Source organism: Nocardioides sp. (genome assembly GCF_029937575.1).
In the GTDB taxonomy this organism is placed as follows: domain Bacteria; phylum Actinomycetota; class Actinomycetes; order Propionibacteriales; family Nocardioidaceae; genus Nocardioides.
On the sequence record NZ_JAPYPS010000024.1, the window covers coordinates 1 to 21,275 of the forward strand.

Below are 21,275 nucleotides of genomic sequence, written 5' to 3' on the forward strand. Positions count from 1 at the left end.
GCCCGGTCCGCCGCCTGGTCCGCGCACCCCGCCGCCGGCCTCGCGTCCGAGCAGTGCTCCCATGACCACGCCGACGCCGGTCCGCCCGGCGACGCCGGCGGTGGCGCGTCCGCCCGGACCCGTCGACGGCTCCCTCGGTAGCCCGCCCAGTGGACCCCCCAGCGGGTCTCCCGAGGGGCCCGGCTCCGCGCCGTGGACACCGCGCGACGACGCCCCGACCTCGCGGCGCGCCGCACGGGGGCACCCGACCGCTCAGCCGGAGGCAGCCCCGTCCCCGGGTCGCTGGCGGGTCGCGTTCGACACCGGCGAGGAGTTCGTGGTCGAAGGTCTGGCGCTCGTGGGACGTCGCCCCGAGCCCCGCGGCGACGAGCCGGTCACGCACGTCGTACCGCTGCGTTCCTCCGACATGTCGGTGTCCAAGACGCACGCGCAGTTCCAGGTCGTGCCCGACGGGGCCCTCGTGGTGATGGATCGCGGATCGACCAACGGGTCGGTGCTCGTGCGCCAGGGCGTGTCGCGCTCGCTCACGGCCGGTCGACCCGCGACCCTGGTCGACGGCGACACCGTCCGCTTCGGTGATCGCACGATGACGGTGAGCCGCGAGTCCGAGGAGCAGACTTGAGCGAGACCTTCGAGCACTCCGGGACGGTGACCTCGACGGCGCCGGCCGCCGCGGTCTGGGCCCTGTGGAGCGACACCACGACGTGGCCCGACTGGGACCCGTCGGTCGAGGCGGTCAGCCTCGACGGTGACTTCGTGGTCGGTACGACGGGCACGATGACCCTGGCCGGTCCCTTCGAGGTGCCGGTCAGCCTGGAGGTCGTCGAGCCGGAAGCCCGCTACCTCGACCAGCTGACGATGGGTGAGCTGGTCATCCGGATCGACCACGTCGTCGTCGACCTCGCTGCCGGCGGGTGCGAGGTGAGCGTGTCCACCACGATCACCGGCCCCGGTGCCGACGGGATCGGCCCGATGGTCACCGCAGAAGCGCCTCAGGCGATGGCGCGGCTGGTCGAGCGCGCCGAGGGTCGCTGACCCAGCTCGCCACCCACCGGTGACGTGAGGATCAGCCGGCGTCCGGGACCGACTCGAAGACGTCGGGTCGACCGATGAACCGGGCGTGGCTCGGGGGCCAGACCAGGGTGAAGACCTTGCCGACGACGAGCTCGATCGGGACGAATGCCCGGTCGGGGTCACACTTCTGCTGGCTGGGCCCGCACAGGCGGTCGGAGGAGTCGGCGGACGCCGCCCGGTTGTCCCCCATCACGAACAACCGGTCCTCCGGGACGGTGACCGACCAGTCGGAGTCGCACCCGTTGGGCATCGGGCCGTCGCACTTGTTCTGGGGACGGATGAACTCGTCCTCCTCGATGGCCACGCCGTTGATCTCGAGCTTGCCCTCGGCGTCGCAGCAGGCGATCGTGTCGCCGGGCGTGCCGATCACGCGCTTCACCAGGTGGCCGCCGGTCGGGTAGAGCCCGATCTTGGCCAGGCCCTTCGCGAGCACAGTCTGGGGTCCGGGCTCGGGTCCGGTGAGCCACCCGCCGGGGTCCTCGAAGACGACGACCTCGCCGCGCGAGGGCTCGCGGCCGAACCAGTAGGAGACCTTCTGGACGAGGATCCGGTCGTTCTCGACCAGGCCGGGCTCCATGGAGGCCGAGGGGATGTAGAAGGCCTGCACCAGGAACGTCTTGATGATCAGCGCCATCCCGAGCGCCACGACGAGCAGGATCCCGGTCTCCAGCCACAGGGGCGTCCGTCGCTTCGGCTCGTCGGCAGGCCGGTCCGAACCGTCCTGCGACCGGCGCCCGAAGCCGGTGAAGAACCCGCGTCCCGCGGGGCGATCGCTGCTGCCTGCGTCGGGGTCGTCGTTCCGCGAACCGTCCACGGAAGGACCAGAGCTGTCGTCAGGCACGCAGGCGAATGTACGCGACACCCCCGAGGGCCTCGGGGGGACCGGCTAGGTTCAGTGGGGTGAGCGAGCTGCTGCGCGGGATCCCCGGGCTCTACTGGGTGGCCTTCGCCTTCGTCGGGCTGGCCCTGTGGACCGATGACGTGTTCGGCGTCTACATCGGGGCGATCTGCATGGTGGTCGGCACCCTGCAGCTGGTCCGGGCCGGCGGGGACGCCGGACGCGGGCAGGAGGACGAGCCCGAGGACCTCCAGGACTCGTTCTAGGACGTCCCGCCGAGCAGGCGTAGTTTCGGGTCATGGAGTCCTACGCTCGTGGCGAGACCGACCAGCCCCTGCTGGCAGAGACGATCGGGAGGAACCTCGCCCGCACCGTCGCTGCCCACCCGGATCGTGAGGCGCTCGTCGAGGTGGCCTCCGGACGGCGCTGGTCGTGGTCGGAGCTCAGCCGCGACGTCGACGCCGTGGCGCGCGGCCTGCTCGCGCTGGGCCTCGAGGTAGGGGACCGGGTCGGGATGTGGGCTCCGAACTGTGCCGAGTGGACCATCGTGCAGCTCGCCACCGCCCGTGTCGGGATCGTCCTGGTCAACGTCAACCCCGCCTACCGCACCCACGAGCTCGCCTACGCGGTCAACCAGAGCGGGATGCGCGTCATCCTCGCGGCGAGTGCGTTCAAGACCAGCGACTACCGGGCGATGGTCGACGAGGTCCGCGACGACTGTCCCGCTCTGGAGCGGGCGCTGTACGTCGACACCGGCGACTGGGCCGAGCTGCTCGAGGGCGGAGCCGGGGTCGCGGAGGACGCCGTGACCGATCGGGCGGCCGGGCTGTCGCCGTACGACCCGATCAACATCCAGTACACCTCCGGCACGACCGGCTACCCCAAGGGCGCCACGCTCAGCCACGTCAACATCCTCAACAACGGCTACTTCACGACCGAGACCATCGAGCTGACCGCCGAGGACCGGATGTGCATCCCGGTGCCGTTCTACCACTGCTTCGGGATGGTGATGGGCAACCTGGGCTGCACCACCCACGGGGCCACGATGGTGATCCCGGCCCCCGGCTTCGACCCCGCGGTCACCCTGCAGGCCGTGCAGGACGAGCGTTGCACGGTGCTGTACGGCGTCCCGACGATGTTCATCGCGATGCACAGCGCGCCCGGGTTCGCCGACTACGACCTGACGAGCCTGCGCAGCGGCATCATGGCCGGCTCGATCTGCCCCGTGGAGGTGATGCGCCGGTGCGTGGACGACATGCACATGGAAGGAGTCTCGATCGCCTACGGCATGACCGAGACGTCACCGGTCTCCTGCCAGACCCGCGCCGACGACGACCTGGAGCGCCGTACCGCCACGATCGGCCGCGTCCACCCGCACGTCGAGATCAAGGTCGTCGACCCGGTCACCGGAGCCACGGTCGAGCGCGGCGAGACCGGCGAGTTCTGCACGCGCGGCTACTCGGTGATGCTCGGCTACTGGCCGCTCGACGATCCGCAGAGCAGGGAGAAGACGGCCGAGGCGATCGACGCCGACGGCTGGATGCACACCGGGGACCTCGCGGTGATGCGCGAGGACGGCTACTGCACGATCGTCGGCCGGATCAAGGACATGGTCATCCGCGGCGGTGAGAACGTCTATCCCCGCGAGATCGAGGAGTTCCTCTACACCCACCCCGATGTCGAGGACGTCCAGGTGGTCGGCGTGCCCGACGAGCGGTACGGCGAGGAGCTGTGCGCCTGGATCAAGCTGCGGCCCGGCAGCGAGCCGCTGGACGCCGCTGCCGTGAAGGTGTTCGCGACCGGCAAGCTCGCGCACTACAAGATCCCGCGCTACGTGATGCTCGTCGACGACTTCCCGATGACGGTGACCGGCAAGATCCGCAAGGTCGAGATGCGCGAGAAGAGCACCGCCGAGCTGGGGCTCTCGGCCGGAGGCTGAGCGTGATCACCCTCGACGAGGTCTTCCCCCCCGTTCGCGCTGCAGATCTCCTGCGGCCGGGTCGCTCTCCGGGTCCTGCGCGACGACGACCTGCCCGAGCTCGTCGAGCTGGTCCGCGGCGGCATCGACCACGCGTCGGCCGCTGTCAGCCGCAAGGCCGGGTACGTCGACAGCGGTCGGCGACCCATCGTCCAGGGCACCCGCAACGGCCCCGTCGCGGTGGACGAGCATCGCGTGGCCGTCACCCCCGACACCTGCGTCTCCCAGAGCGGCGACGTCGCTGTCGAGGGCGCCGAGGTGCTGCGGCGCTCCTTGGGGATCGACCGCTGACCGCTCCCACCGCACGGGCCCAGGCGGCTCACCTCCTCCAAGCTCCTTCTCGGGCCACGCGTCGACGGCGGGCAGTGGATCGGACCCACGCCGGTAACTAGAAGTAGTCGGTATTTGCCTAAGGCGCTTAGGAAATGTCATGGTGGCGGCATGCCCCGGCTCGGCCTGACCACCACCAGCGTCGTGCGCCAGGGCGCCGAGCTGGCCGACGAGATCGGCTTCGCCCAGGTCTCGGTGACCACGTTGGCCAGACGTCTCGGGATCAAGACGGCCAGCCTCTATGCGCACGTGCGGGGCAACGACGACCTGCGCCTCCGGATCACGATGCTCGCTCTCGAGGAGATGGCCGACCGAGCCGACCGGGACCTCGCCGGGAGAGCCGGCCTCGAGGCCCTGGTGGCGCTGGGGGAGGTCTACCGGGGGTACGCCGCCGAGCATCCCGGTCGCTACGACGCCTCGCGCTTCCCGATGGACGCACAGAGCGCTGCGGCGAGCGCCGGTCCCCGTCACGCGGCCCTCTCCCGAGCGGTGCTGCGCGGCTACGACCTCGACGAGGCGCACCAGGTGCACGCCGTACGACTACTGGGGAGCACGTTCCACGGCTTCGTCAGCCTCGAGCTCGCGGGCGGATTCGCCCACAGCCGACCACCGTCCCAGGAGTCCTGGACCGCGATCCTCGCGTCTCTCGACCTCATCCTCACCAACTGGAGCGACGCATGACCGACCTGATCAGCACCCGGATCACCGCCGACCACCTGCGCGGCGCACTCGAGATCGAGCTCACCGACCGCGGTGCCCGACCGCACCGTCTGCCCACCTGGGCCCGCCACCAGCTGGCTGATCCCCAGCTGCTGATGGCCGAGTCCCAGCCGTCCGGGGTGCGGCTCGCGTTCCGCACCACCGCCACTCACGTCGAGCTCGAGGCGGTGCCCACCAAGCGCACCTACCCCGGTGCGCCGCCGCGCCCGGACGGTGTCTACGAGATGGTGGTCGACGAGAGGCCGCACAGCTCCGGCAGCATCGAGGCAGGCGACGAGATCGTCATCGACCTGATCGCCGGGACCTCCGAGACGCGCGCGGGCGAGCCGGGCAGGATCGTCTTCGCCGACCTGCCGCCCGGTGAGAAGGGCGTGGTGATCTGGCTGCCCCACGACGAGACCACCGAGCTGGTCGCGCTGCACGCGGACGCTCGCGTCGACCCGGCGGCGCCCAGGACCCGGCGCACCTGGCTGCACCACGGCAGCTCGATCAGCCACGGCTCGAACGCCACCGAGCCCACCGGCACCTGGCCGGTCGTCGCCGCCACGTCGGCCGGGGTGGACCTGGTCAACCTCGGCTTCGGCGGCAGCGCCCTGCTGGACCCGGCGGTGGCGCGCGTCATCCGGGACACCCCGGCGGACCTGATCAGCCTCAAGCTCGGCATCAACCTGGTCAACACCGACGTGATGCGCCGTCGCGCCCTCGGTGCCGGCGTCCATGGCTTCCTCGACACCATCCGTGACGGCCACCCCACCACTCCGCTCCTGGTGGTCTCGCCGGTGCTGTGTCCGATGCACGAGGACACGCCGGGTCCGTCGGCCTTCGACCCGGAGTCGATGGCCGACGGCCGGCTGGCCTTTCGGGCCGTCGGCGACCCCGCGGAGGTGGCACTGGGCAAGCTGACCCTGCAGGTCGTCCGGGAGGTGCTGGCCGGCGTCGTCGACGCGAGGAGCGCCGCCGACCCGCACCTGGCCTACCTCGACGGACGAGAGCTGTACGGCGAGCCTGACTCCGCCGCGCTGCCGCTGCCCGACCGGCTGCACCCGGACCCGGAGACCCACCGCGTGATGGGCCGGCGCTTCGCCGACCTCGCCTTCGGCGGGCAGGGCGCGTTCAGCGTCCGATGACCACGGGGATCCGGGCCACCGTGCCGTTGGCGCCGCGCCACACGACGTACCCGTCGTCGAGCTGGGGGCTGCGACGCTCAACCGTGACGGTGTAGGTCGCGCTCTCGCCCGGTCCGAGCCGCAGCGCGGCAGGCGTCACCGAGACCCCGGAGCGGAAGCCGCGGGCCGAGGAGGAGAAGTACAGGCGACGCTTGCCCACGTTGGTGACCGTGCGTGTCAGGGGCGTTGCCTCGTTGGTGATCAGCGCGGAGGGGGTGTTCAGCGACGTCGCGTCGCCTTCCAGCCAGTCGCGGTAGTCGCCGGTCTCGACGAGGTAGCCGAGTCCGGGGGAGTCGACCCGGTCGGGGCGCAGTCGCCCCGCACCGCTGCGCAGGATCTCGGAACGGTCCACCGGGGCGGCCGTGGTGGCCAGCGCCGAGCGCACCTGCGCCGCGGTGCGGTCCCGGCTGAGCAGGCTGGCGGCGACGCCGGCGGTGTAGGCCGTCGCGGCGGAGGTGCCCGTGACGAAGTCCCAGGCGTCCGAGCCGTTGGTGCTCGGGACCGCACCGAGCACGCCGGAGGCGGTGGCGAGCACGTCGGGCTTGAGCACGCCCGCGCCCAGGTCGCCACTCGGGGAGAGGGAGGCGATGCGGTCGCGCGCCTTCTCGTGGCCCAGGGAGCGCAGGGAGATCCGCTCGTCGGGGTTGCGCTTGATCCAGCGCGCCAGGCGCGCGCCGGCCTGCACGTCCAGGTGAACGGTCGGCACGCTGTGGACGTCCAGGTCGACCGAGCCGCGGGCCTGGTTGACCAGCACCATGCCGACCCCGTCGGCCAGTGACACGGCTCGGGACTTGTCGACGCGGCCGACCTGGCCGCGCTCGCACACGACGATGGCGCCGGCCACCGTCGCCGCATCGAGGCTGCCGGGCGCACACACCCGAGCATCCCTGCGGGGCTCCGCATCGGCGGCGGCGTCGACGCCGCGCACGACCGGCGCCGGGCCGACGGTCCGGCGCGACAGCATCGCACCGGACAGGTCCGCGACGCGCTTGGTGCGCAGGGACGCCGGGACGACGACCCGGCCCTCGCGCAGGTCGCCGGTGGTGCCGCCGACGGTGGTCACCCAAGGACTGGGATGTGCGGCCAGGGAGCCCTCGCCACCGTTGCCGGCCGCGGCGGTCACCACGACGCCCGCCTCGGCTGCGCCGAGCAGTGCGCGCTCGACGGTGTCGATCTCGGCCGGTCCGCCGACCGAGAGGCTCAGGACGTCCACGCCGTCACGGGTGGCGTCGTCGATGGCGGTGACCAGGTCGGCGCTCGCGCAGCCGTCGTCCGCCGGGTCGGGGGCACCCCAGCAGGCCTTGTAGACGGCCAGCTGCGCCTCGGGGGCGAGCCCGCCGAGCGTGCCGAGTCGCTCACCGCCGACCTGGACCGGGACCTCGGCGTTTCCGGCGGCGATCGAGGCCATCTGGGTGCCGTGCCCGTCGGTGTCGCGCGGTGAGAGCGAGCTGGTCGCGCGCAGGTGGTCGGTCCCGAAGCCCCGGACGTACCAACGGGCGCCGACCAGCTTGCCGTTGCACTCCGACGACGCCCAGGCCTGCCCCTCGGGGCACGAGCCCGCGAAGTCGGAGGCCCCGCGCTGGTGACGGACCTGGGCGAAGAGCGGGCTCTCCGGCGCGATCCCCGTGTCGATCATGCCGATGACCGTGCCGGCGCCACCCGTGGGCGGGCGGTCGCGGTCGAGCTTCTCGGCGGCCAGCAGGGCGGCGTCACCGGCGTCACCGGCGAGCCCGGCCAGGGGGCGGACCTCGTTGCGCTCGACGGAGACGACCGACGGCGCGGCGCGCAGGGACGCGACCTGCTCGCTCGTCAGCCGTACGGCGTACCCGTTCAGCGCCGTCGTCCAGCGGTAGAGCGGCAGCGGGGCGTCGACCGACGACAGCGTCGCGTCCTGCTCGGCCACCATCCGTGTCGCGCGCAGGGATCGTGGAAGGAACCCGCTGGACCCGGCGGTCCCGGCGCCCTGCAACGTCACGAGGTAGAGGTCGTCGGCGGAGCCGGCGGACGCGGGGGCGGGAGCCATGGCGAGGAGCCCGGCAGTCAGGGCCAGGGCCGAGGTGAGCGCGGTGGCGCCGGCTCGGAGCGCAGCGATGCGGGTGCGGTGGCTCAGGGGGACGGGCATGCGGCTCCTTCCGGGGGCGTGGTGGGGTTGCCGGAGTCGTCCATTGTGTCGCACCAGTCCCAGGGCTGCACCCGTACGGGTGAATCTTCGTCGAGGGCGACCCCTATCCTCTGCTCGTGTCCCCGCCCACGCCGCCGCTCACGGTCGGGTTCGACCTCGACATGACCCTCATCGACACCGCTCCCGGCTTCCGTCAGGTGCTGCGGACCCTCGGCAACGAGCTGCGGGTCGACTTTCCCGTCGAGGAGATGACCGCGGCGTTGGGTCCGCCGCTCGAGATGATGCTGGCGCCGCACCTGCCGGCCGAGGACGTCGCGTCCGCCGGGGACCGCTTCCGCGCGCTCTACCCCGACCACGCGATCGAGCCCGTGCCCCTCCTGCCGGGTGCGCGCGAGGCCCTCGCTGCGGTCCACGAGCGCGCGGGGCGCGTGGTCGTGGTGACCGGCAAGTACGCGCCCAACGCCCAGCTCCACCTCGATCACCTCGGCCTGGAGGTCGACGTGCTCGAGGGATGGGTGTGGGGCGCCGGCAAGGCCGCCGCGCTGCGGCGCGAGGGGGCGTCGGCCTACGTCGGCGACCACGTGCACGACGTCGAGGGTGCGCTCGCCGCCGGAGTCGTCTCGGTCTCCGTCCTCAGCGGCGGCTGCCCCCGCGCGGACCTCGTGGCCGCGGGCACCCACGTGGTCTTGGAGGACCTGCGGGAATTCCCGTCGTGGCTCGACGGGCACGGCCGATAGGCTTGGCGCAGCGTCCACCTCCTGGTGACGCCCCCGACTGAAGTGACCTGAGAGGCAAGAGAAGTGCCGAGTGGCAAGGTGAAGTGGTTCGACGCCGAGAAGGGCTTCGGTTTCCTCTCCCAGGAGGGCGGCGCCGACGTCTACGTGCACGCCGACGCGCTCCCCGAGGGGAGCGCCACGATCAAGCCCGGGACCAGGGTCGAGTACGGCATCGCGCAGGGCCGCCGCGGCGACCAGGCGCTGCAGGTCCGGGTGCTGGAGTCGCCGGCCTCGGTCTCGCGCAACCAGTCCCAGGCCCGGCGCAAGAAGCCGGAGGAGATGACTCCGATCGTGGAGGACCTGATCCGGCTCCTCGACACGGTGGGGGAGTCCTACCGCCACGGCCGCTACCCCGAGGCGCGCACGGCGAAGCCCGCGGCCAAGGTGCTGCGCGCGCTGGCCGACGAGCTCGAGCTCTAGCCTTCCCGCCGCCCGTCGGGGCTCAGCCCGGCGGCGGGTACGACGTCCGGGGCGGCGGCGGAGGCGCGGCCGGTCCACCGGGTGGTGCGGTCGGCGGCGGGTAGGCAGCCGTAGGGGCCGCGGGGGCCGTCGGCTGCTGCGGTCGCGGCGCCGAGGGATGCCTGCGGTTGCGCGGTCGCGGTCGGGTGCGCCGGGGGCGCGACGAGAGGACGAACAGGGTCCAGGCCAGCAGCACCACGAAGCCGACACCCAGGCCCAGGCGGGCGGACTGGGGCAGAGCGATCCCGATGAAGCCGCCGACGACCCAGGCGAGCTGCAGTGTGGTGTCGCTGCGCGCGAAGGCGCTCGCCTGCACCGAGACCGGCACCCCGCTCTGGATCGTCGAGTCGAGGGAGACCTTCGCCAACGACTGGGCCAGCCCGGCCACGAGGCCGAGCCCGGCGAGGGCGAGCACTCCGTAGAACAGGGCCCCGAGGCCGACCATGGCGGCGTCGGCGACCAGGGCGAGCACCACCGTCACCGCGGGGTTGATCTTCTTCAGCACCGAGGCGAGCAGGATCCCGATCGTGTTGCCGGCCCCGGCGCCGCCGATCACGATGCCGAGCAGGAGCGCCTCCTTGCCCTCCCAGCCCGGGAGAGGTTGGTCGCGCAGCAGGAAGGCCATGTACATCGTGAGGAAGCCCGACAGCCAGCGTGGCCCACAGTTGGCGCGCAGCGCGAACGCCACTGCCGGGGGGATGTTGGTGCCGCGGCGCGCGCCTCCGGTGAGGTCGGGGCGCAGGGTGACGGGCTGCTCGCCCTCGCTGGAGTCGACCTTCGAGGGCAGGAGGATCGCCGCGATCGTGCCTGCCACGAAGATCAGGAAGGCCAGGCGCAGCGACCACTCGGCTCCCAGGTAGGCGGTGCCACCGGCCAGCGGAGCGGCCAACGCCCCGCCGACGACCCCCGCGAGGGAGACCCGCCCGTTGGCCTTGACGAGGGTGAAGTTCTCCGGCAGCAGGCGCGGGATCGCTGCCGCTCGGGTCACGCCGTACGCCTTGGAGGACACCAGGACCCCGAGGGCGGCGGGGTAGAGAAGGGCGGAGTCGGCGGCCACCGCGCCGGCCAGGACCCAGCAGAGGAAGCCGCGGATCGCGAAGGTGGCGCCGATCGCCCACCGACGCCCGTGGCTGAACTTGTCGAGGAACGGCCCGATGAGCGGCGCCACGATCGCGAACGGCAGCATCGTCAGCCCGAGGAAGAGCGCGACCTGGCCGCGAGCGTCGCTCGTGGCCCCGGCGAAGAAGACCGTGGTCGCCAAGGAGATCGCGACGGCCGCGTCGCCGGCGGCATTGGCGGCGTGGAGGTAGATCAGGCGGTTGAGCCCGGAGTCCTCGGCCCCTTGGGCGTTGGCGGCGCGTTGGGCGTTGCGGACCGCGGCGCGGCCCACCTTGCCGGTCACCCGCCCGGTGACCACGGCCGTGGCCCTGACTCCTCGTGCGGTGGCCTTCGCGCCGGTGCCCAGCCCCTGCCCCACGGCGCGGGCGCGTTCTCCGGAGCTCGGGTGGTGCGCGGAGTCGAGGTGGCTGTCGTGGTCGTCGTACGGCGGGCCCTCGGGTGGGTCGTACGGCGGGTCGTGCTGGCCGCCGGCCCCCGGCGAGGGGTGGTGATCGGAACGGCCGGACGACATGGGGTCCATCTTGCCCCGTACCACCGTCATCAGTCGTCAGACCCGCCCCGGACCTGACACGGGCTGCTGGATGAGCCATGCTGTGCGACGTGAACACCGTGTCCCCGGAGCGCTCGGACTCAGCACTCTCCGAGCCAGAGCCCTCGGCTCCCCAGGAGCCCGCGGCGCAGCGCCTCGACGCCGTCGCGGCGAGTGCCGTCGACCTCGCCCGCGACGCCCTGCTCGAGGAGGTCGGACCCGACCCGGTCGGAGACCACGTCGGCGTGCAGGTCGACGGCGAGCGCGTCGTCACCCACTTCTTCGCCTGCACCCTGCGCGGCTACGTGGGGTGGCGCTGGTCGGTCACCCTGGCGCGGGCCTCACGCCAGAAGCGTGTCACCGTGGACGAGGTCGTCCTGCTGCCCGCCGACGAGGCCATCGTGGCCCCGGAGTGGGTGCCCTACCGCGAGCGGCTGCAGCCGGGCGACATGTCGCCCGGCGACCTGCTGCCGGTCGCCGACGACGACCCGCGCCTGGTCCCCACCTACGCCTTCGGCGACGACCCGCTCGACGCTGACGACAAGGCCCAGATCCGCGAGGTCGCCAAGGACCTCGGCCTCGGCCGGGTCCGCACTCTCTCGCCCGAGGGCCGCGATGCCGCCGCGGAGCGGTGGTACGACGGCGACGGCGGCCCCGACTCCGCGCTCGCGCAGGGCTCGCCCGACCCGTGCTCGACCTGTGGCTTCCTCATGCGCATCGCCGGCCCGCTCGCCGAGACCTTCGGGGTCTGCGCCAACGGCGACGCCAACGACGACGGCCGCATCGTCGCCTTCGGTCACGGCTGCGGCGCCCACTCCGAGGTGCGCCTGGCCAAGAAACACGAGCCGATCCCGCTGCCCGACCACGTGGTCGACACGCTCACGCTCGACGCCTTCTGAGCTGACCGGTCAGCTCGCCGACAGGACCCACACGGCGTACTCGTCGCCGGGCGGGTGGAGCTCGTAGGAGCCGGCGTGCAGGTCGACGCGCAGACCGCAGGCCTCGGCGTCGGCCACGAACTCCGTCGGCGGGTAGTGACGAGCGAAGTCGGGGCCCCCACCCGCGACGTGGAAGCCCGCCAGGATCCGGCCGCCGGGGGCCAGCAACGCGGCGAGCCGGGTCAGCACGGCGCGCTCGGTGTCCTCGGCGAGCAGCACCAGCACGTTGCCGACGCACACGACCAGGTCGTAGGCAGCGGGCCTGCCTGCCGCAGCGAGCAGGTCGGGCGTCAGCGCGAATGCGTCGGCCTCGACGACGGGAAGGTCGGGGTAGGTCGTGCGCGACTGGGCGGCGAGGTCGGCGTCCGGCTCCACGGCGATCACGTGGTGGCCCCGCGCGGACAGCGCTGCGGCGACGCGGCCCATGCCGGACCCCACGTCGAGGATGGCCGCGCCGCGACGGACCAGCACGTCGGCCAGCCGGGCCTCGCCGTCGACGTCGGCTCCTTCGGCCACCAGCGCGGCGAACTTCCTGCCGTAGCCGACGTTGCGCTCACCGGCCTGCGCCCACCGGGTGGGCGGGGGGAGGTCGGTCCGCTCGCTCACGCGTCGGTGCCCGGGTGCGCGTCGGCGTGCTGGTGGGAGAGCCGGTAGCGCCTGCGCCGGCGGCAGTACTCCAGGCCGAGAAGGCCGAGGCCGACGCCGGCCAGGCACGCCCACAGCAACCAGGTGTTGCCGTCGTCGCGCAGCCGTCCGTAGAAGGGGAGCAGGGCCAGGAAGGCGAGGAAGAAGATCCCGGTGCCCACCTCCACGGTGCGCACCCCGTCGACGTCGAGGGGTTCCACGTCGGCGATCACGTAGGTCTTGTTGCGGAACTCGTGCTCCATCGGCTGCTCGTCACGGAAGTCCACGCCGCTCAGGCTAGCCCGTGGGGCCGCGGTGTGACGCAGGCGACGGAATCCTTAGCAAGAGTAATGAGTTACGCTAACGACATGCCTACCGTGGAACGCGCCGCCCGCACCGACGCCGGACTCGCCTCCGAGCTCCGGCTGTCCGTGATGCGGTTGCGCCGCCGACTGGCCGGAGAGCGGCACCCCGACAACGAGCTGAGCATGAACGCGATGGCCGTGCTGGGCGCGCTCTACCGCAACGGCGACCTCACGCCCGGCGAGCTGGCGGCGCGCGAGCGGGTCCAGCCGCCGAGCATGACGCGCACCGTCGCCTGCCTGCACGACGGCGGGTACGTCGTACGCCGCGCGCACGACACCGACCGCCGCCAGGTCCTCCTCAGTCTCACCGAGCGCGGCCGCGCGACGCTCCTCGCCGACCGCCGGCGCCGCGACGAGTGGCTGGCCCTGCGACTGCGCGACCTGACCCCCGACGAACGAGCCGTCCTGCGAGCGGCGGCCCCGATCCTGGAGAAGCTGAGCACGAGTTGAGTCCTACGTTCCGGTCCCTGCACAACCCCAACTACCGCCTGTACGCCGGCGGCAACCTGGTGTCCAACGTCGGCACCTGGATGCAGCGGGTCGCCCAGGACTGGTTGGTGCTGCTCCTCACCGCCAACAGCGCCGCAGCGATCGGCATCACGACCGGGCTGCAGTTCCTGCCGATCCTGCTCCTCTCGCCGTTCGCGGGCGTGATCGCCGACCGGATCCCCAAGCGCCGGCTCCTGCAGCTGACCAACGTCGGGATGGCCGCGCCGGCGCTGGTCCTCGGGTTGCTCGCCGTGACCGGCACCGTTCAGGTGTGGCACGTCTACGTGCTGGCGTTCGTGCTGGGTGCGGCGTCGGCCTTCGACGCGCCCGCCCGCCAGTCCTTCGTCTCCGAGATGGTCGACCCGGACGACCTCAGCAATGCCGTGGGACTCAACTCGGCCGGGTTCAACGTCGCCCGCATCGTGGGGCCTGCCGTCGCCGGCCTCTCGATCGCCCTGCTCGGCGGGGGAGTGGTGGCGACCGGGTGGGTGATCCTGGCCAACGGGCTCACCTACGCCGCACCGATCCTCGCCCTGGCGCGCCTGGACGGCTCGCGGCTGCACTCCCCGGCGCTGGTGGCCCGGGGGCCGGGCCAGGTCGTCGCCGGGATCTCCTACGTCCGCAGCCGTCCCGACCTGCTGCTCATCCTCGCGGTCGTGTTCTCCGCGGGGACCTTCGGACTCAACTTCCAGATGACCTCGGCGCTGATGGCCACCGAGGTCTTCGACAAGGGTCCGACCGAGTACGGCCTGCTCGGCACCTTCATGGCATTCGGCTCACTGGCCGGCTCCCTGCTGGCTGCCGGTCGGGTCCGCGTGCGCCACCGCCTGGTGGTCGGCGCCGCCCTCGTCTTCGGGGTGCTCGAGATCGTGTCCGGGCTGGCTCCGTCGTACCTCACCTTCGCGCTGCTGTGCCCGGTCCTGGGCCTGGCTGCACTCACGATGATGACCGGCGCCAACACCTTCATGCAGATGAACACCGACGCCGGCATGCGCGGCCGGGTGATGGCGCTCTACCTGATGGTCTTCATGGGCGGTACTCCGTTGGGAGCGCCGATCATCGGCTGGGTCGGGGAGGTCTTCGGGGCCCGGTGGACCCTCATCGCCGGCGGTGCGATGACCGTGGCCGGCGTCCTGGTGGCCTCGGCCGTCTACCTCCGCACGGGCCACCACCACGTCGTCGTGTGGGAGGGTCGCAGGGCCCGTGCGGCGGCGCGCTCGCAGGATTTTGCTCCTGTGTCGAGCGGCCGGTAGCCTCGGTCCTCGTGCCTGGTCGATCCAGGCACTGACGCGTGCCCGCAACCGGGCCCGCCTCTCGCAGGCACAGAGATCGATCGCTACATGCGTGCCCGGCAGATCGTCGGACACTGAGAGTCACCACGAAAGGGAACCACCAGGTGCCCACCATTCAGCAGTTGGTCCGCAAGGGCCGTCAGGACAAGGTGTCGAAGAACAAGACGCCTGCCCTCAAGGGTTCGCCCCAGCGACGCGGTGTGTGCACCCGCGTCTACACCACCACCCCGAAGAAGCCGAACTCCGCTCTCCGCAAGGTCGCCCGCGTGCGCCTGTCGAGTGGCGTCGAGGTCACCGCTTACATCCCGGGTGTCGGTCACAACCTTCAGGAGCACTCGATCGTGCTCGTGCGCGGCGGCCGGGTGAAGGACCTCCCCGGTGTCCGCTACAAGATCATTCGCGGCTCGCTCGACACCCAGGGTGTCAAGAACCGCAAGCAGGCCCGCAGCCGCTACGGCGCCAAGAAGGAGAAGAGCTAATGCCCCGCAAGGGTCCGGCCCCCAAGCGGCCGATCGACATCGACCCCGTCTACGGCTCGCAGCTGGTCTCCCAGCTGGTCTCCAAGGTGCTCCAGGACGGCAAGAAGCAGGTTGCCCAGCGCATCGTCTACACCGCCCTCGAGGGTTGCCGCGAGAAGAACGCCACCGACCCCGTCGTGACGCTCAAGCGCGCCCTGGAGAACGTCAAGCCGGCCATCGAGGTCAAGTCCCGCCGCGTCGGTGGCGCGACCTACCAGGTCCCGATCGAGGTCAAGGGCACCCGCGGCACGACGCTGGCCCTGCGCTGGCTGGTCGGCTACGCCGCCGAGCGCCGCGAGAAGACCATGCACGAGCGCCTGATGAACGAGATCCTCGACGCCTCCAACGGCCTCGGCGCCGCGGTGAAGAAGCGCGAGGACACGCACAAGATGGCCGAGTCCAACAAGGCCTTCGCGCACTACCGCTGGTGATTCCCTTGGTTGCGGCTGCTGGTGGTCACCACTCGTGGTCGCCCGCCGCCGTGGCCCAGGCCTTCTCCGCTCTCATCGCCCCATCTCAGACCCCTAAGGAACGCTGACTCACGTGGCTGTCAACATCACCACCGACCTGAACGTCGTTCGCAACATCGGGATCATGGCCCACATCGACGCCGGCAAGACCACCACCACCGAGCGGATCCTCTTCTACACCGGGATCAGCTACAAGATCGGTGAGGTCCACGACGGCGCTGCGACCATGGACTGGATGGAGCAGGAGCAGGAGCGCGGCATCACGATCACGTCGGCCGCGACGACCTGCTGGTGGAAGGACCACCAGATCAACATCATCGACACCCCCGGGCACGTCGACTTCACCGCCGAGGTCGAGCGCTCGCTGCGCGTCCTCGACGGTGCCGTCGCCGTCTTCGACGGTGTCGCCGGCGTCGAGCCGCAGACCATGACGGTCTGGCGCCAGGCCAACAAGTACTCCGTGCCCCGGATGTGCTTCGTCAACAAGCTCGACCGCACCGGTGCCGACTTCTTCCGCTGCGTCGACATGATGGTCGACCGCCTCAACTCCACGCCGCTGGTCCTGCAGCTGCCGATCGGCGCCGAGAGCGACTTCCTCGGGGTCGTCGACCTCGTCGGGATGCGCGCCCTCGTGTGGCGCGGCGAGACCGCCATCGGTGAGGACTACGAGGTCGAGGAGATCCCGGCCGAGCTCGCCGAGAAGGCCGCCGAGTACCGCGAGAAGCTGCTCGAGACGCTCAGCGACGCCGACGACCAGATCATGGAGAAGTTCCTCGACGAGGGCGAGTTCACCGTCGAGGAGCTGGAGGCGGCGATCCGTCGCGCCACCCTGGCCGACAAGCTCAACCCGGTCCTGTGCGGCACGGCCTTCAAGAACAAGGGCGTCCAGCCCCTGCTCGACGCCGTCGTCAAGTACCTCCCCTCGCCCCTCGACGTCGACGCGATCGTCGGCCACTCGGTCAAGGACGAGGAGGAGGAGATCCGTCGCCGGCCTTCCGACGACGAGCCCTTCTCCGGCCTGGCCTACAAGATCGCCACCGACCCGCACCTCGGCAAGCTGATCTACGTCCGGGTCTACTCGGGCAAGCTCGAGGCCGGCTCGACCGTGGTCAACTCGGTCAACGGCCGCAAGGAGCGGATCGGCAAGGTCTACCAGATGCACGCCAACAAGCGTGAGGAGATCGCCTCGGTCGGCGCCGGCCAGATCGTGGCCGTCATGGGTCTGAAGGACACCAAGACGGGCCACACGCTGTCCGACCCCAACAACCAGGTGATCCTGGAGTCGATGACCTTCCCGGCCCCGGTGATCGAGGTCGCCATCGAGCCGAAGACCAAGAGCGACCAGGAGAAGCTCGGAACCGCCATCCAGCGGCTCTCCGACGAGGACCCGACGTTCACGGTCAAGGCCGACGAGGAGACCGGTCAGACGATCATCGCCGGCATGGGCGAGCTCCACCTGGAGATCCTCGTCGACCGGATGAAGCGCGAGTTCCGCGTCGAGGCGACCGTCGGCAAGCCGCAGGTGGCCTACCGCGAGACGCTGCGCAAGGAGGTCCTCAAGCACTCCTACACGCACAAGAAGCAGACCGGTGGCTCGGGTCAGTTCGCCAAGGTCGTCATCAACCTCGGTCCCAACACCGACCCCGAGACCGGCGTCGGCGCCGGCTACGAGTTCGTCAACGCCGTCTCCGGTGGCCGCGTGCCCAAGGAGTACATCCCCTCGGTCGACCAGGGTGGCCAGGAGGCCATGGAGTTCGGTGTCCTCGCCGGCTACCCGATGGTCGACGTGAAGTTCACGCTCGAGGACGGCGCCTACCACGACGTCGACTCCTCCGAGCTGGCCTTCAAGATCGCCGGCAACCAGGCCTTCAAGGAGGCCGCCCGCATGGCGAAGCCGGTCCTGCTCGAGCCGATGTTCGCGGTGGAGGTGACCACGCCGGACAGCTTCCTCGGCACGGTCATCGGCGACATCAACAGCCGACGGGGCCAGATCCAGGCACAGGAGGAGCGTCACGGCGACATGGTCGTCAACGCCCTCGTGCCGTTGTCAGAGATGTTCGGGTACGTTGGCGACCTGAGGTCCAAGACCTCCGGCCAGGCTTCGTACTCGATGGAGTTCGACTCGTACGCCGAGGTTCCCACGAACGTCGCCGACGAGATCATCAAGAAGGTCCGGGGCGAGTAACCCACCCGGTTCAACTCGCCGAGGACCCTCGGCGCACCATCCCACCCGTACGAGTCAAGTACCAACCCAACCAGGAGGAGCCCCAGTGGCTAAGGCGAAGTTCGAGCGGACCAAGCCGCACGTCAACATCGGCACGATCGGTCACATCGACCACGGCAAGACGACCTTGACCGCGGCGATCACCAAGGTGTTGCACGACAAGCACCCCGACCTCAACGCCGCTTCGGCGTTCGACGAGATCGACAAGGCTCCCGAGGAGCGTCAGCGCGGCATCACGATCTCGATCGCTCACGTCGAGTACCAGACCGAGGGCCGCCACTACGCGCACGTCGACTGCCCCGGTCACGCCGACTACATCAAGAACATGATCACCGGTGCGGCGCAGATGGACGGCGCCATCCTGGTGGTCGCCGCCACCGACGGCCCGATGCCGCAGACCAAGGAGCACGTGCTCCTGGCCCGCCAGGTCGGCGTCCCCGCGATCGTCGTCGCGCTGAACAAGTGCGACATGGTCGACGACGAGGAGCTCATCGAGCTCGTCGAGATGGAGGTGCGCGAGCTCCTCAGCGAGTACGAGTTCCCGGGCGACGACATCCCGGTCGTGCGCGTTGCTGCCTTCCCGGCGCTCCAGGGCGACGAGAAGTGGGGCGAGTCGATCATGGAGCTCATGGCGGCCGTCGACGAGGGCATCCCGACCCCCGAGCGTGAGACCGACAAGCCGTTCCTCATGCCCGTCGAGGACGTCTTCACGATCACCGGTCGCGGCACGGTCATCACCGGCCGCATCGAGCGGGGCATCGTCAAGGTCAACGAGGAGGTCGAGATCATCGGCATCCGCGACGTTGCCCAGAAGTCGACCGTCACCGGTGTCGAGATGTTCCGCAAGCTGCTCGACGAGGGTCAGGCCGGCGAGAACGTCGGGCTGCTGCTCCGAGGCACCAAGCGCGAGGACATCGAGCGCGGCATGGTCGTCATCAAGCCGGGCACGACGACCCCGCACACCAACTTCGAGGCGTCCGTCTACATCCTCTCGAAGGACGAGGGCGGCCGTCACACGCCGTTCTTCAACAACTACCGCCCGCAGTTCTACTTCCGTACGACGGACGTGACCGGCGTCGTGACCCTCCCCGAGGGCACCGAGATGGTCATGCCGGGTGACAACACCGAGATGTCGGTCGAGCTCATCCAGCCCATCGCCATGGACGAGGGCCTGCGGTTCGCGATCCGTGAGGGTGGCCGCACCGTCGGCGCCGGTCGGGTCACCAAGATCACCAAGTGATCGACTGATTCACCTCGCGAGACCCCGCACCCGGATGGGTGCGGGGTCTCGTGCTGTGTTCGGACCCCGGTCAGCGATGGCAGGATGAGCCTCGTGAGCAACCAGAACCCCCAGGACCCGCAGCAGCCCCACCCGTACGGCGCCCCGGCGTACGGCGGCTACCAGCCGGTGCCCGACCACCCCCAGGCCACCACCGTGCTGGTGCTCGGGATCGTCGGCGTCTTCTTCAGCGTCGTCTCCCCGGTCGCGTGGTACCTCGGGTCCAAGGCCAAGAAGGAGATCGAGGCGTCGCAGGGCCGCATCGGCGGCCTGCAGCAGGTCACGATCGGCTGGATCCTCGGCATCATCTTCACGATCCTGCTCGTCGTCGGGCTGGTCATCTTCTTCCTCGTCCTGGTGCTCGCCGTCGGGATCATGTCCACGGCCCCGTGAGCCACGCGAACGACTCCGCCCCGGCGCGGCCCCACCAGAAGGTGACCGAGGACGGCCGGCGGCTGCGCGAGGTCCTGACCTACTCCCGCCGTGGCAGCAGGTTCACGCCGCGCCAGGCCCGGGCCTGGGAGGCCCACCACGACGCGTGGGTGATCCCGGACGAGGCGGTCGACGCCGAGGGGTTCCGGTTCGCCGGCGCGTTCGCCCGGGAGGCCCCGCTGATCGTCGAGATCGGCTCCGGCGTCGGCGAGGCGACCGCGGCCCTGGCCGCGGCGCGCCCGGACTACAACATCCTGGCGCTCGAGGTGTGGCGACCCGGTGTCGCCGAGACGCTGCACCGCTTGGCGGAGGCGGGCCTCGACAACGTCCGACTGTGCTCGGTGGACGCGGTCTGGACGGCCGAGCACCTGCTGCCCGCGCAGAGCCTGGCGGAGCTCTGGACGTTCTTCCCCGACCCCTGGCACAAGGCTCGTCACCACAAGCGTCGCCTCGTCACCCCCACCAACGCCGCGCTGCTGGCGGGTCTGCTGCAGCCGGGCGGCGTGTGGCGGCTGGCCACCGACTGGGCCGAGTACGCCGACGTGATGGTCGAGGTCCTCGACGCGGAGCCGACGGTGAGCGGCGGGCGCGTGGAGCGCTGGGACGAGCGACCGGTCACGCGCTTCGAGCGTCGCGGCCTCGCGGCCGGCCGTGAGCCGATCGACCTGCGCTACGTGCGCGGCTCCTCGTAGGTCCAGCGGTGGCGCGGGTCAGTCCCGCGCCGTGAGGCGTCGTCGAGAGGATTGCTCGCGACGCAGCCGCTCGAGGTCGCGCTCGCGACGCGTCGCCACCACGGCGGCCAGGACGTCGTACGGCGGGGTGCCGGTCGGCGGGGCGGGCGCGACGTACGCCGAGACCTGCTCGGCCAGGCGAGCGCCGACCGCCTGCCGGGTGGCGGGGTCGAGGTCGCGGGCCCGCCCGAGGAACTGGCGCACGCCGAGGGCCAGCCCTGTCGGCAGCGAGGCCACGTCGGCACCGGCCGCCCACGAGGCGAGGTGCGGAGGCATCGGGGTCGGTGCCGCCAGCGTCAGCCCCACGCGCGAGCGCACGACGTACGTCCCGGCCGCGTGGTCCGCCAGGCGCTTGCCCCGATCGCTGAGCAGCATCGAGAAGAACGCCGGGACCCCGGAGAAGAGGTAGATCTCGACGAAGCCGATGAGCGCGCGGATGAGCGCATGCTGGAAGGAGATCGGTCCCGCGTCGTCGCGCACCGTGCGCAGACCGGTGGCCAGCTTGCCGAGGGAGCGACCGCGGGTGAGGGTCTCGATGGTGGTGGGGAAGGCGACGAACACCAGGACGGTCACCGAGATCACCGCGATGGTCGCGATCGCGCCGCCGACGTTGGTGGCGGCGATCCCGAAGACCAGGGCCAGCACGACGAGCAGGACCAGGGCGACGACGAGGTCGATCAACCCGGAGGCGATGCGGATCGCCAGCCCGGCAGGGGGCAGGTCCAACGCGACCGCCTCGCCGGTGACGAGGTCGTCGCTGGTGAGCATCGCGAACTCCTGGCCGGCCACCCGCACAGCCTAG

23 protein-coding genes are annotated in these 21,275 nt (G+C 71.2%); 17 read left to right on the top strand and 6 right to left on the bottom strand.

What is annotated here, in order from left to right:
- The first annotated feature begins 61 nt into the window (after positions 1 to 61).
- Positions 62 to 622: an FHA domain-containing protein gene (locus tag Q1K33_RS10325; RefSeq protein WP_300403562.1), complete on the top strand. Its 561-nt coding sequence runs from the start codon at positions 62 to 64 to the stop codon at positions 620 to 622.
- Entirely contained in the window at positions 619 to 1,035 is a 417-nt protein-coding gene (locus Q1K33_RS10330; RefSeq protein ID WP_300403564.1) for an SRPBCC family protein, read from the top strand. Before Q1K33_RS10325 ends, Q1K33_RS10330 begins: the two co-directional genes overlap by 4 nt.
- A 31-nt stretch (positions 1,036 to 1,066) precedes the next feature.
- Here the strand turns inward: Q1K33_RS10330 and lepB are convergent, their stop codons facing one another.
- Positions 1,067 to 1,888, bottom strand: coding sequence for a signal peptidase I (gene lepB, locus Q1K33_RS10335; protein ID WP_300403566.1), 822 nt, complete (start codon positions 1,886 to 1,888; stop codon positions 1,067 to 1,069).
- An 86-nt stretch (positions 1,889 to 1,974) separates the two neighbouring features.
- Here lepB and Q1K33_RS10340 point away from each other — a divergent pair, with 86 nt between their 5' ends.
- The 4 genes from Q1K33_RS10340 to Q1K33_RS10355 all read left to right on the top strand — a co-directional run bounded on the left by Q1K33_RS10340 (position 1,975) and on the right by Q1K33_RS10355 (position 6,067).
- Complete coding sequence (locus Q1K33_RS10340; RefSeq protein ID WP_300403568.1) at positions 1,975 to 2,178, top strand: hypothetical protein; 204 nt, start codon at positions 1,975 to 1,977, stop codon at positions 2,176 to 2,178.
- A 32-nt stretch (positions 2,179 to 2,210) separates the two neighbouring features.
- A complete protein-coding gene (locus Q1K33_RS10345; RefSeq protein WP_300403570.1) occupies positions 2,211 to 3,851 on the top strand; it encodes an AMP-binding protein in 1,641 nt (546 codons plus the stop codon).
- Positions 3,852 to 4,331: 480 nt separating this feature from the next.
- Positions 4,332 to 4,901: a TetR-like C-terminal domain-containing protein gene (locus Q1K33_RS10350; protein WP_300403572.1), complete on the top strand. Its 570-nt coding sequence runs from the start codon at positions 4,332 to 4,334 to the stop codon at positions 4,899 to 4,901.
- The gene (locus tag Q1K33_RS10355) at positions 4,898 to 6,067 is read left to right on the top strand and encodes an SGNH/GDSL hydrolase family protein (RefSeq protein ID WP_300403574.1); all 1,170 of its coding nucleotides are present in this window, start codon (positions 4,898 to 4,900) and stop codon (positions 6,065 to 6,067) included. Before Q1K33_RS10350 ends, Q1K33_RS10355 begins: the two co-directional genes overlap by 4 nt.
- On the opposite strand, the gene Q1K33_RS10360 is transcribed toward Q1K33_RS10355, so the two are convergent.
- Positions 6,054 to 8,228, bottom strand: coding sequence for a S8 family serine peptidase (locus Q1K33_RS10360; protein ID WP_300403576.1), 2,175 nt, complete (start codon positions 8,226 to 8,228; stop codon positions 6,054 to 6,056). The genes Q1K33_RS10355 and Q1K33_RS10360 overlap by 14 nt on opposite strands.
- 116 nt (positions 8,229 to 8,344) lie before the next feature.
- Here Q1K33_RS10360 and Q1K33_RS10365 point away from each other — a divergent pair, with 116 nt between their 5' ends.
- Both Q1K33_RS10365 and Q1K33_RS10370 read left to right on the top strand, forming a co-directional pair.
- Positions 8,345 to 8,965, top strand: a complete 621-nt coding sequence (locus Q1K33_RS10365; RefSeq protein ID WP_300403578.1) for an HAD family hydrolase — start codon at positions 8,345 to 8,347, stop codon at positions 8,963 to 8,965.
- A 63-nt stretch (positions 8,966 to 9,028) separates the two neighbouring features.
- Positions 9,029 to 9,424, top strand: coding sequence for a cold shock domain-containing protein (locus Q1K33_RS10370; protein WP_300403580.1), 396 nt, complete (start codon positions 9,029 to 9,031; stop codon positions 9,422 to 9,424).
- Positions 9,425 to 9,446: 22 nt separating this feature from the next.
- Here Q1K33_RS10370 and Q1K33_RS10375 read toward each other — a convergent pair whose 3' ends face one another.
- On the bottom strand, positions 9,447 to 11,093 hold the full coding sequence (locus tag Q1K33_RS10375) for an MFS transporter (RefSeq protein WP_300403582.1): 1,647 nt from the start codon (positions 11,091 to 11,093) through the stop codon (positions 9,447 to 9,449).
- A gap of 218 nt (positions 11,094 to 11,311) precedes the next feature.
- Here Q1K33_RS10375 and Q1K33_RS10380 point away from each other — a divergent pair, with 218 nt between their 5' ends.
- Positions 11,312 to 12,010 carry a DUF3027 domain-containing protein gene (locus Q1K33_RS10380; RefSeq protein ID WP_300403694.1) on the top strand — a complete coding sequence of 233 codons (699 nt, stop codon included), beginning with the start codon at positions 11,312 to 11,314 and terminating at the stop codon, positions 12,008 to 12,010.
- A gap of 9 nt (positions 12,011 to 12,019) precedes the next feature.
- On the opposite strand, the gene Q1K33_RS10385 is transcribed toward Q1K33_RS10380, so the two are convergent.
- Together Q1K33_RS10385 and Q1K33_RS10390 are read right to left on the bottom strand one after the other, a co-directional pair.
- Positions 12,020 to 12,655: a class I SAM-dependent methyltransferase gene (locus Q1K33_RS10385; RefSeq protein WP_300403584.1), complete on the bottom strand. Its 636-nt coding sequence runs from the start codon at positions 12,653 to 12,655 to the stop codon at positions 12,020 to 12,022.
- Positions 12,652 to 12,960 (bottom strand): hypothetical protein, encoded by a 309-nt coding sequence (locus tag Q1K33_RS10390; RefSeq protein WP_300403586.1) that lies wholly within the window; start codon positions 12,958 to 12,960, stop codon positions 12,652 to 12,654. Before Q1K33_RS10390 ends, Q1K33_RS10385 begins: the two co-directional genes overlap by 4 nt.
- Before the next feature lie 81 nt (positions 12,961 to 13,041).
- Between Q1K33_RS10390 and Q1K33_RS10395 the strand changes: the two genes are divergently transcribed.
- From Q1K33_RS10395 to trmB, 8 genes are all read left to right on the top strand, one after another.
- Positions 13,042 to 13,488 carry a MarR family transcriptional regulator gene (locus tag Q1K33_RS10395; RefSeq protein WP_300403588.1) on the top strand — a complete coding sequence of 149 codons (447 nt, stop codon included), beginning with the start codon at positions 13,042 to 13,044 and terminating at the stop codon, positions 13,486 to 13,488.
- A complete protein-coding gene (locus Q1K33_RS10400; protein ID WP_300403590.1) occupies positions 13,485 to 14,780 on the top strand; it encodes an MFS transporter in 1,296 nt (431 codons plus the stop codon). The genes Q1K33_RS10395 and Q1K33_RS10400 overlap by 4 nt, the downstream gene beginning before the upstream one ends.
- A gap of 143 nt (positions 14,781 to 14,923) precedes the next feature.
- A complete protein-coding gene (gene rpsL, locus Q1K33_RS10405) occupies positions 14,924 to 15,298 on the top strand; it encodes a 30S ribosomal protein S12 (protein WP_056681807.1) in 375 nt (124 codons plus the stop codon).
- Complete coding sequence (gene rpsG / locus Q1K33_RS10410) at positions 15,298 to 15,768, top strand: 30S ribosomal protein S7 (RefSeq protein ID WP_300403595.1); 471 nt, start codon at positions 15,298 to 15,300, stop codon at positions 15,766 to 15,768. Before rpsL ends, rpsG begins: the two co-directional genes overlap by 1 nt.
- Positions 15,769 to 15,880: 112 nt before the next feature.
- Positions 15,881 to 17,992, top strand: a complete 2,112-nt coding sequence (gene fusA / locus Q1K33_RS10415; RefSeq protein WP_300403597.1) for an elongation factor G — start codon at positions 15,881 to 15,883, stop codon at positions 17,990 to 17,992.
- 85 nt (positions 17,993 to 18,077) lie between these two features.
- A complete protein-coding gene (tuf, locus tag Q1K33_RS10420) occupies positions 18,078 to 19,271 on the top strand; it encodes an elongation factor Tu (RefSeq protein ID WP_300403599.1) in 1,194 nt (397 codons plus the stop codon).
- Between the two features lie 93 nt (positions 19,272 to 19,364).
- Positions 19,365 to 19,703 carry a DUF4190 domain-containing protein gene (locus Q1K33_RS10425; protein ID WP_300403601.1) on the top strand — a complete coding sequence of 113 codons (339 nt, stop codon included), beginning with the start codon at positions 19,365 to 19,367 and terminating at the stop codon, positions 19,701 to 19,703.
- Positions 19,700 to 20,434, top strand: a complete 735-nt coding sequence (trmB, locus tag Q1K33_RS10430) for a tRNA (guanosine(46)-N7)-methyltransferase TrmB (protein WP_300403603.1) — start codon at positions 19,700 to 19,702, stop codon at positions 20,432 to 20,434. The genes Q1K33_RS10425 and trmB overlap by 4 nt, the downstream gene beginning before the upstream one ends.
- Positions 20,435 to 20,452: 18 nt before the next feature.
- Here the strand turns inward: trmB and Q1K33_RS10435 are convergent, their stop codons facing one another.
- A complete protein-coding gene (locus Q1K33_RS10435; protein ID WP_300403605.1) occupies positions 20,453 to 21,262 on the bottom strand; it encodes an RDD family protein in 810 nt (269 codons plus the stop codon).
- Positions 21,263 to 21,275 lie beyond the last annotated feature (13 nt).

Coding starts and splice junctions, on each gene's coding strand:
- Q1K33_RS10325 (WP_300403562.1), top strand. CDS start 62: ATGACCACGCCGACGCCGGTCCGCCCGGCGACGCCGGCGGTGGCGCGT.
- Q1K33_RS10345 (WP_300403570.1), top strand. CDS start 2,211: ATGGAGTCCTACGCTCGTGGCGAGACCGACCAGCCCCTGCTGGCAGAG.
- Q1K33_RS10350 (WP_300403572.1), top strand. CDS start 4,332: ATGCCCCGGCTCGGCCTGACCACCACCAGCGTCGTGCGCCAGGGCGCC.
- Q1K33_RS10355 (WP_300403574.1), top strand. CDS start 4,898: ATGACCGACCTGATCAGCACCCGGATCACCGCCGACCACCTGCGCGGC.
- Q1K33_RS10360 (WP_300403576.1), bottom strand. CDS start 8,228: ATGCCCGTCCCCCTGAGCCACCGCACCCGCATCGCTGCGCTCCGAGCC.
- Q1K33_RS10375 (WP_300403582.1), bottom strand. CDS start 11,093: ATGTCGTCCGGCCGTTCCGATCACCACCCCTCGCCGGGGGCCGGCGGC.
- Q1K33_RS10395 (WP_300403588.1), top strand. CDS start 13,042: ATGCCTACCGTGGAACGCGCCGCCCGCACCGACGCCGGACTCGCCTCC.
- rpsG (WP_300403595.1), top strand. CDS start 15,298: ATGCCCCGCAAGGGTCCGGCCCCCAAGCGGCCGATCGACATCGACCCC.